Annotated in this window: 10 protein-coding genes; 8 read left to right on the top strand and 2 right to left on the bottom strand. The window is 72.9% G+C overall.

The genetic code is table 11. The features are described from left to right. Positions 1–87: 87 nt before the first annotated feature. Positions 88–885: an HAD family hydrolase gene (locus AC0B61_RS04410; protein ID WP_471739373.1), complete on the top strand. Its 798-nt coding sequence runs from the start codon at positions 88–90 to the stop codon at positions 883–885. 386 nt (positions 886–1,271) lie between these two features. On the opposite strand, the gene AC0B61_RS04405 is transcribed toward AC0B61_RS04410, so the two are convergent. Continuing rightward, positions 1,272–2,174: a Fic family protein gene (locus AC0B61_RS04405; RefSeq protein ID WP_471739105.1), complete on the bottom strand. Its 903-nt coding sequence runs from the start codon at positions 2,172–2,174 to the stop codon at positions 1,272–1,274. A 223-nt stretch (positions 2,175–2,397) separates the two neighbouring features. Between AC0B61_RS04405 and AC0B61_RS04400 the strand changes: the two genes are divergently transcribed. The 7 genes from AC0B61_RS04400 (at position 2,398) to AC0B61_RS04370 (ending at position 12,993) form a co-directional block, all read left to right on the top strand. Beyond that, complete coding sequence (locus AC0B61_RS04400; RefSeq protein WP_471739104.1) at positions 2,398–3,405, top strand: ATP-binding protein; 1,008 nt, start codon at positions 2,398–2,400, stop codon at positions 3,403–3,405. 485 nt (positions 3,406–3,890) lie between these two features. Further along, positions 3,891–6,314: a SulP family inorganic anion transporter gene (locus AC0B61_RS04395; RefSeq protein ID WP_471739103.1), complete on the top strand. Its 2,424-nt coding sequence runs from the start codon at positions 3,891–3,893 to the stop codon at positions 6,312–6,314. A gap of 242 nt (positions 6,315–6,556) precedes the next feature. Next, a complete protein-coding gene (acs, locus tag AC0B61_RS04390) occupies positions 6,557–8,515 on the top strand; it encodes an acetate--CoA ligase (RefSeq protein ID WP_471739102.1) in 1,959 nt (652 codons plus the stop codon). 397 nt (positions 8,516–8,912) lie between these two features. After that, positions 8,913–10,457 carry a Na+/H+ antiporter NhaA gene (gene nhaA / locus AC0B61_RS04385; RefSeq protein ID WP_471739101.1) on the top strand — a complete coding sequence of 515 codons (1,545 nt, stop codon included), beginning with the start codon at positions 8,913–8,915 and terminating at the stop codon, positions 10,455–10,457. A 268-nt stretch (positions 10,458–10,725) separates the two neighbouring features. Continuing rightward, on the top strand, positions 10,726–11,202 hold the full coding sequence (locus AC0B61_RS04380) for a phage holin family protein (RefSeq protein WP_471739100.1): 477 nt from the start codon (positions 10,726–10,728) through the stop codon (positions 11,200–11,202). Between the two features lie 305 nt (positions 11,203–11,507). Continuing rightward, a complete protein-coding gene (locus AC0B61_RS04375; protein ID WP_471739099.1) occupies positions 11,508–12,608 on the top strand; it encodes an alpha/beta fold hydrolase in 1,101 nt (366 codons plus the stop codon). Positions 12,609–12,783: 175 nt separating this feature from the next. Then, positions 12,784–12,993, top strand: a complete 210-nt coding sequence (locus AC0B61_RS04370; protein WP_471739098.1) for a hypothetical protein — start codon at positions 12,784–12,786, stop codon at positions 12,991–12,993. A 63-nt stretch (positions 12,994–13,056) separates the two neighbouring features. On the opposite strand, the gene AC0B61_RS04365 is transcribed toward AC0B61_RS04370, so the two are convergent. After that, positions 13,057–13,755 carry a metal-dependent hydrolase gene (locus AC0B61_RS04365; protein ID WP_471739097.1) on the bottom strand — a complete coding sequence of 233 codons (699 nt, stop codon included), beginning with the start codon at positions 13,753–13,755 and terminating at the stop codon, positions 13,057–13,059. Positions 13,756–13,768: the final 13 nt, after the last annotated feature.

Below are 13,768 nucleotides of genomic sequence, written 5' to 3'. Positions count from 1 at the left end.
AACGCCGACGACCACGCCGACGAGTCCCAGGGCGACCCCACCGGGCCCGAAGAGCTCCACACACCCGGCCGCCCCCGGTCGGGCGGGCTGCGCACGGCGGCCTTCTTCGACCTCGACAAGACCATCATCGCGAAGTCGAGCGCCCTTGCCTTCAGCCGCCCCTTCTACCAGGGCGGCCTGATCAACCGTCGGGCCGTACTGCGCAGTGCGTACGCCCAGTTCGTCTTCCTGGTCGGCGGTGCGGACCACGACCAGATGGAGAAGATGCGCGAGTACCTCTCCGCACTCACCCGCGGGTGGAACGTCCAGCAGGTCCGCGAGATCGTCGCCGAGACCCTGCACAACCTGATCGACCCGATCATCTACGACGAGGCCGCCTCGCTGATCGAGCAGCACCACGCGGCCGGCCGGGACGTGGTGATCGTCAGCAGCTCCGGCTCCGAGGTGGTCGAACCGATCGGCGCACTGCTCGGCGCGGACCACGTGATCGCCACCCGGCTCAAGGTCGAGGACGGCTGCTACACCGGCGAGATCGAGTACTACGCCTACGCCGAGAACAAGGCCACGGCCATCCGGGAGTTGGCCCAGGCCGAGGGCTACGACCTGGCCTCGTCCTACGCCTACAGTGACTCCTCCACCGACCTGCCCCTGCTGGAGGCGGTCGGGCACCCGTCGGCCGTCAATCCCGACCGCGCGCTGCGCAAGGAGGCGCAGGCCAGGGAGTGGCCGGTGCTGGTCTTCGACAAGCCGGTGGAACTGCGGCGGCGGCTGCCCGAGTTCTCCGCCCCGAGCGGCTCGGTGCTGACCGCGGTGGCGGTCGGGACGGCCCTCGTGACCGCCGGGGTGGTCTGGTACCTGGCCCGCCGGCGGCGCCCCCGCGCCTGAAGAGGCCCAGACCGGCCTGGACAAAAAGGTCAATCCGAACATGCTTCTCTTTTCGGGTTCCCCTTTCGCCCGAAACGCGATACAAAGGAAGCACGGCCCGCGAGACCCGGTCAGGACCGAAGAGGTCAAACCGACAACGCAGTTCAGGCCCACGGACCGCACGTACAGATATCCGGGCACCCACATGCAGCCGACCCGCTGTCGGGCCGCCGGACCAGACGAACGGGCAGGATCCCCGTCTGATCGGCATTCCGGTGCATGCATGGTCACCCGGTATCTGCACCAGCGGCGGCACCCGGCAGGATCAGGTGCCGCCGCATCTCTTTGTGCACGGGCCCCTACTCAGGCTCCTTCACGGAGCCCTTTCGCATGCCCCGTCCGGCCGCTCAGGCCATCCCGCGCTGCATCGCCTCGCAGACCGCCGTGCTCTCCCGCGTGCCGAGCCGCAGCGCACGGCCGCAGTGCGCGACCCAGGCCGCCATCCCCTCGGGGGTGCCCGCCAGGTAGCCCGCGAGGGCCCGGCGGTAGGAAGCGGTGCCGAGCTCCGCCAGGCCGACCTCGGCCGGGCAGATCGCCTTCGGGTCGAGCCCCTCGGCGATCAGCACGATCCGCTGGGCGGCCCGCGCGATCACCCCGTTGTACGCGCCGAACGGCCGCAGCGCGAGCAGTTCGCCGTGCACCACCGAAGCCACGACGAGGGCCGGCGTGCCCACGCCCTGGCCCTCCGCGCGCGCCACGAGCAGCCGGGAGAGCTGGTCGAGCCGGGCCGCGACCTCCTCCGCGCCCGGAGCGGGCGGCAGCACGGGTAGCGGCCCGTCCACGGCCTCGACCTCGACGCTCTCCACCGGCTGCAGCTCCAGTGGGAACAACTCCTCGGCGCCCTCCCCCGCCCGTCGCGGGCGCCCGGCGACCGGGCCGCCGTCGCCTTCGCCTTCGCCGACGGCGAGCAGGTGCAGCCGGGCCAGCACCTGGAGCGGCGAGTGCCGCCAGATGCTGAGCAGCTGGCCGGCCTCGGCGGAGACCCGAAGGGCCGCGCCGACCGCGCGGGCCTCGGCGTCCGCGCCGAAGTCGGTACGGCGGCGGACCTCCTCCAGCGGCCAGTCGGCCCCACCCAGGGCCGCCGACGCGCGGGCGCCGCGCAGCGCGGACTCGGAGGTGACCTCGGCAGCGCGGCGACGCATGACCCGGTGGCCGTAGAGCCGGTCGACGGCCTTGCGCACCTCGGCGACCGCGTCGGGCACCCCGGGGAGCTGGGCCAGCGGGGCGAGGGGATCTGTTCCAGTGCTCACCTACCCGAGAGTAATGAACCGGCCGCCCCTCCCGGAACAGCAACCCCGCATCACCCGTTAGAGGCAATCCTCACTTCCCTCCGCCAGTGGAGCCCAAACCAGGGCTAGCATGGCCACTATCGGAGACGATAACTATTTCCAACTAGGGCCGCCCTCCCCGCCGGACGCGACCCTTGGCAGGCGGCCCGGAGCGAGGGCCCTGAGCGAGAGCCGGAGTCCCCAGATGAAGATCGCCTTCGTCGGCAAGGGCGGCAGCGGGAAGACCACGCTGTCCGCACTGTTCATCCGCCACCTGGCCGCCGCCGGACGGCCGGTCATCGCCGTGGACGCGGACATCAACCAACACCTGGGCCCGGCCTTGGGCCTGACGGACGCCCAGGCCGCCGAACTGCCCTCACTCGGCGCGCATCTGCCGGAGATCAAGGAGTACCTCCGCGGCAGCAACCCGCTGATCCGCTCGGCCGAGGAGATGATCAAGACCACGCCGCCCGGCCGGGGTTCGCGGCTGCTCCGGATCGTCGAGGAGAACCCGGTCTACGCCGCCTGCGCCCGCCCGATCGCGCTGGACGAGGGCTCGGTCCGGCTGCTGGCGACCGGCGCCTTCACCGAGGAGGACCTGGGGGTGGCCTGCTACCACTCCAAGGTCGGCGCGGTGGAGCTGCTGCTCAACCACCTGCTGGACGGCCCCGACGAGTACCTGGTCACCGACATGACGGCGGGCTCGGACTCGTTCGCCTCCGGCCTGTTCACCCGCTTCGACCTGACCTTCCTGGTGGCCGAGCCGACCCGCAAGGGCGTCTCCGTCTACCGCCAGTACCGGGACTACGCCCGCGACTTCGGCGTGCAGCTGCGGGTGGTCGGCAACAAGGTGCACAGCCCGGACGACCTGGCGTTCCTGCGCCGCGAGGTCGGCGACGACCTGCTCACCACCTTCGGGCAGTCGGACTGGGTGCGCCGCCTGGAGCAGGGCGCGGAGCCGCCGCTGAAGTCCCTGGAGCCGGCCAACCGGGCCGTGCTGGAGGAGCTCCGAGCCGAGGCCGAGGCGGCGTACGGGCGGCGGGACGCGCACCGCTACACCGCGCAGGCCGTGCTCTTCCACCGCCGCAACGCGGAGGGTTGGGCCAATGCCAAGGTCGGCATCGACCTCGCGACCCAGGTGGACGAGGGCTTCGTGCCGGGTGAGTTCGCGGAGAGCGGCGAGCGGCCGGCCCCGGCGGGCGCCCACGCCTGACGTCCGCCGTCGCGCCCGAACGGGCCGCCGCCTCCCGCCACCCCGGGGAGGCCGCGGCCCGTTCGGCGTGCCCGGGCCCGTCGGCCGCTCCGCCTGCCTGGCCGCCTGCCTGGCCGGCCGGCCGGCCGGCCGCGCCCCACCGCCCGCCACCAGCAGATTCCCGGCGGTTCGACCACCACCCGTTGGGGTGAATCAGGGGGTTTTCCACTTCCCTGCCCCAGCCACGCTGTGCAAAGCTTTCATTACCCTCGGTTTACCGAGTCTTGATGGTCCGTCCCGACGGTCCTCGGCGAGACATCCCGCAGCTCGCACAGGCCCCTGGCGGGCCCGATGGTCCACGCCGGCCGGTGACACCCGCACTCCCCGCCGCGCCACGCCATCCCGCCACACCGTCGCGACCCACGACAGCCGATCCGCCCGGAGCCCCACCCCGGACTCACCGCCGGACCTGACTGCGTTCGTTCCCCCGGACAGACGGGAAGAAAATGACCCTCGACATCTCCAGCGCCCCCATCGCCTCCGACACCACCGACCACGCACCACCGGGCCCCGGCGCCCGGATCCGCTGGGCGCAGGACCTCTCCGCCTCGCTCGTGGTCTTCCTGATCGCCGTGCCGTTCTCCCTCGGCATCGCGCTCGCCACCGGCGCCCCGCTCACCGCCGGCCTCGCCGCCGCGGCCGTGGGCGGCATCGTGGTCGGGCTGTTCGGCGGCACCACGCTCATGGTCAGCGGTCCCTCGGCAGCGCTGACCGTGATCACCGCCGGACTGATCATGCAGTACGGCTGGCAGGCCACCTGCGCCATCACCCTCGCCGCGGGCCTGCTCCAACTCCTCCTCGGCGCACGCCGGGTGGCCCGGACGGCGCTCGCCGTCTCACCCGCGATCGTGCACGGCATGCTGGCCGGGGTCGGGCTCACCATCGCCATCGCGCAGCTGCACGTCGTGCTCGGCGGCTCGCCGCAGAGTTCCGCGATCGCCAACCTCCTCGCGCTGCCAGGGCAGTTGGCCGGTCCGCACCCGCACGCGATGCTGGTCGGCGCGGTGACCGTGGCCGTCCTGCTGGGCTGGCCCAGGCTCGGCCGACTCCCAGGCCGTGCAGGCGGGTTGGGCTCCCGCGTGGCCAAGGTGCCGGGCCCGCTGGTCGCCATCGCCCTGTCCACCGCCCTGGCCCTCGCCCTCGACCTGCGGCTCGCCCACATCGAGCTGCCCGCCTGGCAGCCGCACGCGTTCGTGCCCGCTCTGCCGCACGGCCCGGCGCTCGGCCTGATCGCCGCTGTCCTCACCGTCACCGCCGTCGCCAGCGTGGAGTCGCTGCTGTCCGCCGTCGCGATCGACCGGATGGCCCGCCGCACCGGCGACCTCGACCGCGAGCTGCGCGGCCAGGGCCTCGCCAACCTGGTGAGCGGTCTGGTCGGCGGGCTGCCGATCGCCGGCGGCGCCGTGCGCAGCACCGCCAACGTCCAGGCCGGTGCGCGGACCAGGTGGTCTTCGGTGCTGCACGGCGTCTGGGTGCTGGCCGCCGCGCTGGTGCTGACCGGCGGACTGAGCCGGATCCCGCTGGCCGCGCTCGCCGCGCTGGTGCTGGTGGTCGGGCTGCAGATGGTGAGCTCCGCACACATCCGCAATGTGCACCGGCACCGCGAGTTCCCCGTCTACCTGACCACCGTGGTCGCCGTGGTGGCCGCCGGGGTGCTGTGGGGCGTCGCCCTCGGCGCCGGCACCGCCGTGCTGCTCGCCCTCTACCGGCTGACCCGCGCACACGTGGACGTCGAGCCCGGGTCCGACGGCTCGGTCACCGTCCGGACCCACGGCCCGCTCACGTTCACCGCCGTGCCCCGGCTCAGCCGGGCGCTGGCCGACATCCCGGCCGGGGCCGAGGTCACCGTGGTCCACGACGGATCCTTCCTGGACCACGCCGCGTACGAGACGCTGCACACCTGGCGCGGCGGCCACCAGGACGCGGGCGGCCGGGTCTCGATGGTGACCAGGCGCCGGGACGACGAGGTGCTCGACCCCGACGGCACGGTACGCGCGGGCAGTTCGCCGGGCCCGCACCGCTGCCGGGCCTGGACACCCTGGGTCGGCCACCACTGCATCGAGCAGCAGGAGGACCCGCACGACCGGCTGCTGGACGGCGTCCGGGGGTTCCAGCTGCACACCGCGCCGCTGATCAGGCCCGCACTCGCCCGGCTGGCGCGGGAGGGGCAGACGCCCTCGCAGCTCTTCCTGGCCTGCGCGGACTCGCGGATGGTCACCAGCATGATCACCAGCAGTGGCCCGGGCGACCTCTTCACCGTCCGCAACGTGGGCAACCTGGTGCCGGTCCCCTTCGAGCCCGGCGCGGCCGACGACTCGGTGGCCGCCGCGGTGCAGTACGCGGTCGAGGTGCTGGAGGTGCGCTCGATCACGGTCTGCGGCCACTCCGGCTGCGGCGCGATGAAGGCCCTGCTGGACGGCGTGCACGAGCGCCCTGGTCCGCCCACCCCGCTGGCCCGCTGGCTGCGTAACGGCCGCGGCTCGCTGGACCGGCTCCGGCGGGCACCCGCCGAGTTCGCCGCCCGGTCGGCGGTGGATCCGGTGGAGCAGCTCTGCATCACCAACGTCGTCCAGCAGCTGGACCAGCTGATGGCGAATCCGGCGGTGGAGCGCCGGGTCGAGGAGGGCAGCCTGCGGCTGGTCGGGATGTACTTCGACTTCGCGACCGCCCAGGCCTACGTCCTGGACCGCACCAGTGGGACGTTCAGCCCGGTGGAGGCCCGCCCGGAGGCCCATCCGGACGTGCGGCCGGAGCCCCGCGATCGGACCGGCGTCGGAGCCCGGACGGGCCCCCCACCGGCCGAACGGGTGAATGAGGACGGCCTCGTTCCGGCCGTCGGCGGCGGGGAGGGCCCCCAGCTGGCCGCCTGAGAGCCGGGCCCGTGTCCCCGCCGGGCGGGCCGGGGCACGGGCCCACCAGCCCTCGTACCGTTTTCCGCTGCCGCCCGGCGGAGAGTGCCGGCAATCGTCCGATCGTCGGTCAAAGGTCTACACCAATTCGCAGGAGCCTCTTGTCAACTGCCCCATTCGCCTGGTGAGCTGTGCGCTGGGACACACGGGACAATCCCCACGCACGGGATCGCCCCAGATCATGACTCGATGAGGAGTGCGCGTTGAGCAACGAGAGCCTGGCCAACCTGCTCAAGGAGGAGCGGCGCTTCGCCCCGCCGACCGAGCTCGCCGCAGCCGCCAACGTCACCGCGGCCGCGTACGCGCAGGCCTCCGAGGACCGTCTGGGCTTCTGGGCCGAGCAGGCCCGCCGCCTCAGCTGGGCCGTCGAGCCCACCGAGACGCTCGACTGGTCCAACCCGCCGTTCGCCAAGTGGTTCGCCGACGGCAAGCTCAACGTGGCGTACAACTGCGTCGACCGCCACGTCGAGGCGGGCCTGGGCGAGCGGGTCGCCATCCACTTCGAGGGCGAGCCCGGCGACAGCCGCTCGATCACCTACGCCCAGCTCAAGGACGAGGTCTCGCAGGCGGCCAACGCGCTGCTGGAGCTCGGCGTCCGCAAGGGCGACCGGGTGGCGGTCTACCTGCCGATGATCGCCGAGGCGGTCGTCGCGATCCTCGCCTGCGCCCGGATCGGCGCCACCCACTCGGTGGTCTTCGGCGGCTTCTCCGCCGACGCCGTCGCCTCCCGCATCCAGGACGCCCAGGCCAAGCTCGTCATCACCGCCGACGGCGGCTACCGCCGCGGCAAGCCCTCCGCGCTCAAGCCGGCCATCGACGAGGCGCTCACCAAGGCCGACGGCGTCGACCACGTCCTGGTGATCCGCCGTACCGGGCAGGACATCCCGTGGACCGAGGGCCGCGACGTCTGGTGGCACGAGATCACCGCGCGCCAGTCCACCGAGCACGCGCCCGAGGCGCACGACGCCGAGCACCCGCTCTTCATCCTCTACACCTCGGGCACCACCGGGAAGCCCAAGGGCATCCTGCACACCTCGGGCGGCTACCTCACCCAGGCCAGCTACACCCACCACGCGGTCTTCGACCTCAAGCCGGAGACCGACGTCTACTGGTGCACCGCCGACATCGGCTGGGTCACCGGCCACTCGTACATCGTCTACGGGCCGCTCTCCAACGGCGCCACCCAGGTCATCTATGAGGGCACCCCGGACACCCCGCACCAGGGCCGCTTCTGGGAGATCGTCCAGAAGTACGGCGTGACCATCCTCTACACCGCGCCGACCGCGATCCGCACCTTCATGAAGTGGGGCGACGACATCCCGGCGAAGTTCGACCTGTCCTCGCTGCGGGTGCTGGGCAGCGTCGGCGAGCCGATCAACCCCGAGGCCTGGATCTGGTACCGCGAGCACATCGGCGCCGGCAAGACCCCGATCGTGGACACCTGGTGGCAGACCGAGACCGGCGCCATCATGATCAGCCCGCTGCCGGGCGTCACCGAGACCAAGCCGGGCTCGGCCCAGCGCGCCCTGCCGGGCATCGCGGCCACCGTGGTGGACGACGAGGCCAACGAGGTCGCGAACGGCTCCGGCGGCTACCTGGTGCTCACCGAGCCGTGGCCGTCCATGCTTCGCACCATCTGGGGCGACGACCAGCGCTACATCGACACCTACTGGTCGCGCTTCCCGGGCCGCTACTTCGCCGGTGACGGCGCCAAGAAGGACGAGGACGGCGACATCTGGCTGCTCGGCCGGGTGGACGACGTCATGCTCGTCTCGGGCCACAACATCTCCACCACCGAGGTCGAGTCGGCCCTGGTCGGCCACCCGTCCGTGGCCGAGTCCGCGGTGGTCGGCGCCACCGACGCCACCACCGGTCAGGCCATCGTCGCCTTCGTGATCCTGCGCGGCGGCGCCACCGAGAGCCCCGAGCTGGTCGAGGAGCTGCGGGCGCACGTCGGCCGCACGCTCGGCCCGATCGCCAAGCCGAAGCAGATCAAGGTGGTCGGCGAACTGCCGAAGACCCGCTCCGGCAAGATCATGCGCCGCCTGCTGCGCGACATCGCCGAGGGCCGCGAGGTCGGCGACACCACCACCCTGGCCGACAGCTCGGTGATGAGCCTGATCCAGGCCCAGCTGCCGCAGACGGGCAACGGCAACGGCTGAGCCGAACCGAACAGACGGCTGCGCCCCGGACGGTGGTCATCGTCCGGGGCGCAGCCGTCTGCAGCCGAGAGTCCGCAGACGAGGTCGGGGGGCGTTCAGGAGGTCACGGCCGGGCAGCGACTGCGGCCGGGGAGGGGAACAAGCTCACCCAATCAGGTGCGGCTGAGGCCGTTCGGGTGCCGGACTGCTGCTCCTCCAGGGTGCAGGACCGGCCCACAGGGCTTAAGTCCTTTAACAGGACAATCCGGATGCCACTTGAACGTCCCGTTAGACTGCTAAGGACGCATCAAGGGCCTCTGGCAGGAATCCGGGCGTCACTGGGCGCGCCGGGAAGTCTGGTCGGCAACTGCACCACCCGTGCATCCGTTGCCGCTCCCAGCCCCTGAGGAGGTCCCCCGTGACCGACCAGCCGCCCGTCCACGAGCCGACGACCCGCCGCCGGCAGTTCCTCGGCCGGCTGTCACTGCCCGAGCGCACCTTCGTCACCGACGCCCTGCGGACCGAGACGGTCGGCGGCATCCTGCTGCTGGTCGCCGCCGTGGTCGCGCTGATCTGGGCCAACGTCTGGCCGCACGCGTACGAGAGCATGCTCGACTACACCGTCGGCCCCTCCACCCCGCTGCACCTCGACCTCTCCCTGGCCAGCTGGGCCAAGGACGGGCTGCTGACGATCTTCTTCTTCGTCGCCGGGATCGAGCTCAAGCGCGAGCTCGTCGCGGGTGAGCTGCGCACACCGAGCGCCGCGGCGCTGCCCGTCGTCGCCGCCGTCTGCGGGGTCGCGCTGCCCGCGATCCTGTTCGCCCTGGTGAACTCCGGCAGCGGCGGGCACCCCGGCGGCTGGGCGATCCCGACCGCCACCGACATCGCCTTCGCGCTCGGCGTGCTGGCCGTGGTCGGCAGCCATCTGCCCTCGGCGCTGCGCGCCTTCCTGCTGACCCTGGCCGTCGTCGACGACCTGATCGCGATCCTCATCATCGCGATCTTCTACAGCTCCGGCATCAAGTTCTGGGCGCTCGGGCTGGCCTTCGCCGGGCTGGTGCTGTTCTGGTTCCTGCACCGGCGCGGGGTCCACGGCTGGTACCTGTTCGTGCCGCTGGCCGTGGTCACCTGGGCGCTGATGCACGAGAGCGGCATCCATGCCACGGTCGCGGGCGTCGCGATGGGCCTGATGCTCCGCTGCCACCGGGAGGGCGACGAGCAGCACTCCCCCGGCGAGCACATCGAGCACCTGGTCCGCCCGCTCTCGGCCGGTCTGGCCGTCCCGGTATTCGCGCTGTTCTCGGCCGGGGTGGTCGTCTCCGGCCCGGCGCTGCGCGAGGTGTTCACCCAGGCCGCCCCCCTCGGCATCGTGATCGGCCTGCTGGTAGGCAAGTCGGTGGGCATATTCGGCGGCACCTGGTTGACCGCCCGGTTCACCCGGGCGGAGCTGAACCCGCAGCTCAAGTGGGCCGACATGGTCGCCGTGTCGGTGCTCGCGGGCATCGGCTTCACCGTCTCGCTGCTCATCAGCGAGCTGGCCTTCCCGGACGACCTGGCGCTCGCCGACCGCGCCAAGACCGCCGTCCTGGTCGGCTCGCTGATCTGCGCGACGGTCGCCACGGTGCTGCTGAAGCTGCGCAACCGGCACTACCGCGCGCTGTGCGAGGAGGAGGACCGGGACCTGGACGGGGACGGGATCCCCGACGTCTACCAGGAGGACGACCCGGCCTGGCGCGCCCGGATCGCCGAACCGGCCCGGCCGCTGGCCGGCGGGGCTTCCGGGAACACCGGGCGCTCCGGTGGCGCCGGGCACTCCGGTGGAGCTGGGGAGTTCGGTGGAGCTGGGGAGTTCGGTGGTGCCGGGCACTCCGGTGGAACTGTTGACCCCGGCGACTCCGGGCAGCCCGAGCCCGGGCAGCCCGGGCAGCCCGGGCAGCCCGGGCAGCCCGGGACGGCCCGCTGACGGCTCGTCCGGCCGGCCTGCCCGGACGGCGCGTGCTCGGCAGCCCTCGGAGCCCCTGCGCCGCCACGGGACCGCCCAGAGGCCGCCCCGAGGCCGTCCGGAGCCGGGACACGTCCCTCCGGCGGGGCCCCGGAGTGGTGTCCGACTGACCGGTAGGGGCATGATTCTGAGCTGTCGACAATCCACTGACGCCTCCGGAACCCCCACGGCCCCGGAACCGCACATCCGCGGCGGCGTCACGCCGCACAGCCGCAGAGGAGAACCGCTGATGCCCGCAGGAGCCGCAGACCCGTTCAGCAACGGCCGGGCCCCGTACGAGGGCGAGCGTTCGGTGGGGCAGCTGTTCGCGGCGGCCACCGCCGACCTGTCCGCGCTGGTCCACGACGAGATCGCGCTCGCCAAGGCCGAGATCCGGGCGGACGTCAAGCGCGGCGTCTCCGGCGGTGTCTCGCTGGCGGTCGCCGGCGTGGTGGCGCTCTTCGCCATCCCGATGCTGAGCGCCGCGGCGGCGTTCGGCATCCACGCGCTGGGCCTGTCGCTGGGCTGGTCGTTCCTCATCGTGGCCGGCGCCTACCTGGTGCTCGCGGTGCTGCTCGGGCTGCTGGCGTTCCGCTCGTTCAAGAAGATCGAGCCGCCGCACCGCACCATCGAGGGCGCCCAGAAGACCGCCGACGTGCTGAAGAACGCCCGGCCGCGACCGGCCACCAAGGAGGAGATCGACCGGGCCCTGGGCCGCATCCCGTAAGCGGACCCGGCCCGTCGGCGGGGCCGTGAGCAGGGCCGTGAGCGGTGCCGTGAGCGGGGCCGTGAGCGGTGCCGTGAGCGGGGCCGTCAACGAAACCGTCGTCGGGACCGCCCTCGGCGCTGCCGCCGGGGCTGCCCCTGATTCCGGCCCCGGTACCAGCCCCGGTACCGTCGCCGGACCCGCGCCCGGAGCGCCCTCGAACCGCCGTCGGAACCGTCAACAGGCGTGTCCCGCCCGGGGCGCGTGGACCCGCCGACAGTGACTGCGGGCACGTGTCCGGCGCGCGGATGTGACACGCTCTCGGTATGCCGCTTGACCAGAAGCCCGTGTCCGGGCAGCCGTCCGCCGATTCCGGTCCAGACTCCGGCCCCGACTACGACTCCGGTCCTGGTTCCGGTCCCGACTCCGGCCCCGGCCTCGCCGCCGAGGGCGCCGGCCTGGTACCCCGCCGGAAGCCCGCCGAGGCGGCCGGGGCCTCCGGTGCCGCCGCGGCGGCGGACGCAGAGCCGTGGAGCATCCGTCAGCCGGGCCCGTGGACGCACCGCGACCTCGCGGCCAACGGCGCCCGCTTCCACATCGCCGAGCTCGGCTCGGGCCCGCTGGTGCTGCTGGTGCACGGCTGGCCCGAGTACTGGTGGGCCTGGCGCCACCAGCTGACCGCGCTCGCCGCGGCGGGCTACCGCGCGGTGGCGCTGGACCTGCGGGGCGTCGGCGGCAGCGACCGCACCCCGCGCGGGTACGACCCGGGCAACCTCGCCCTGGACATCACCGGGGTGATCCGCTCGCTCGGTGAGCGCCGGGCGCACCTGGTCGGGCACGCCTCGGGCGGCACCCTGGCCTGGGTGGCGGCGGTGATGCGCCCGTCCGTGATCCAGAGCCTGACCGTGGTCTCCGCCGCGCACCCGCGGGACCTGCGCCGGGCGCTGCTGACCGACCGGCGCCAGTTCGCCGCCTTCGAGCACGTGCTGGGCTTCCAGCGGCCGTGGATACCGGAACGCCGCCTGGTGGCCGACGACGCCGAGCTGGTGGGCCACTACCTGACCTCCTGGACCGGCCCGAACGGCCTGGACGAGGCGGCGGTGGACGCCTACCGGCAAGCGATCCGGATCCCCAGCACCGCGCACTGCTCGATCGAGCCGTACCGCTGGCTGCTGCGGTCGATGGCCCGGCCGGACGGCATCCAGTTCGCCCGGCGGATGAAGAAGCCGATCACCGCGCCGACCCTGCACGTCCAGGGCGCGGCGGACCCGGTGCTGCTGTCGCACACCGCGCTCGGCGGCGGCGAGTACGTGGCGGCGCCGTACCGCTGGCGGCTGCTGCCGGGGGTCGGGCACTTCCCGCACGAGGAGGCGCCGGAGGAGTTCACGGCCGAGCTGCTGGACTGGATCGGACGTCACAAGGAGTGACGAACCGCCACTGCGGGCAATGAGGGGGCGGGGGCGGGGAGGGCCGGAGGCAAGGGGGCGCGGACGGATCGACCGGCCCAACTCCCTTGACGTTCGCCTCATATGACAAACGCATAGGCCAGTTTCGACAACTCCGGGCGATTACCCCGACCGGCCCAGGGGCATCCATACCGGTATGAGTTGGATGCCCGATCGCGGCGCCGCCCCCCGCGGCCGACGCCAGAACAGCCCGCAGCGTTCCGCCCACCGCCCCGACCGGGCGGACGACCTCGGCTTCGACGGCCTCGCCCCCCGTCAGCGCGCGGAGGGGCGACAGCTCGGCATCCCGCGCATCCTCGGCCGGCGCGCCCGCTGGGTGGGCGCACGACTACGGCGCGAGACCTGAGGCCCCGCGCCGTGTCGGGCGGCCGGTGCCGGGCGGCCGGTCGACGACCGCCCGGAACGCCGCTCAGTTCGTGATCGGCGCCAGCGCGGTGAACCACAGCAGGACGAAGGTCGCCACCGACATGATCGGCACCAGTACCTTGGTCTCGACGCTGTTGCCGCTGCGCTTGATCAGCACGATCTCGTAGCGCTCCTTGTGCGGCCAGAGCAGCGGCGCGCCCTTCTTCGTCAGGCAGTCCCCCAGCAGGTGCGCCAGCGTGCCCAGCGCCACCGCGTACGGCAGCCACCCCGGCGCGTTGGGCATCCAGGTGTTCATCCCGAACGTGCCGAGCGCGGCCAGGCCGATCACGGTGATCCACGCCTCCGGGCCGTTGCTCGGCGGGCAGAGCCGCAGCGCGCGGACCGCGAGCGCCAGCAGGAAGAACGTCAGCGCCAGCGTGAAGTTGCGGCCCAGGTAGGTGACACCCGCCCAGGTGCCGCCGCCCATCAGGGCGACGAACAGCAGCGAGTGGGTGGCGTGCCGGTGACCGCCGGAGGCCCAGGCCACGGCGCGGCAGAGCGCCTTGGAGACCGGCCCGAGGAAGTTGGCGATCGAGCCGTCGTGGTGGTCGAGGTCGGGCAGCAGGGCCGCACCCGCGCACAGCACCGTGCCCATCAGTATGTCCGCCGGCTGCAGCGTGGTGTGCAGCAGCAGCGGGGGCAGGAAAGGGGCCGACGCCGCGTACAGCATCGCCCCGCTCACCGCGTGCGAATGACCCATCATCGGACTGCCACGA

Source organism: Kitasatospora sp. NPDC023385, assembly GCF_055664045.1.
This window is presented reverse-complemented; position numbering and strand designations above follow the sequence as displayed.

Excerpts from the sequence above, each read along its gene's own strand:
- AC0B61_RS04400 (WP_471739104.1), top strand. The coding sequence starts at position 2,398 with ATGAAGATCGCCTTCGTCGGCAAGGGCGGCAGCGGGAAGACCACGCTG.
- AC0B61_RS04395 (WP_471739103.1), top strand. The coding sequence starts at position 3,891 with ATGACCCTCGACATCTCCAGCGCCCCCATCGCCTCCGACACCACCGAC.
- AC0B61_RS04380 (WP_471739100.1), top strand. The coding sequence starts at position 10,726 with ATGCCCGCAGGAGCCGCAGACCCGTTCAGCAACGGCCGGGCCCCGTAC.
- AC0B61_RS04375 (WP_471739099.1), top strand. The coding sequence starts at position 11,508 with ATGCCGCTTGACCAGAAGCCCGTGTCCGGGCAGCCGTCCGCCGATTCC.
- AC0B61_RS04370 (WP_471739098.1), top strand. The coding sequence starts at position 12,784 with ATGAGTTGGATGCCCGATCGCGGCGCCGCCCCCCGCGGCCGACGCCAG.
- AC0B61_RS04365 (WP_471739097.1), bottom strand. The coding sequence starts at position 13,755 with ATGATGGGTCATTCGCACGCGGTGAGCGGGGCGATGCTGTACGCGGCG.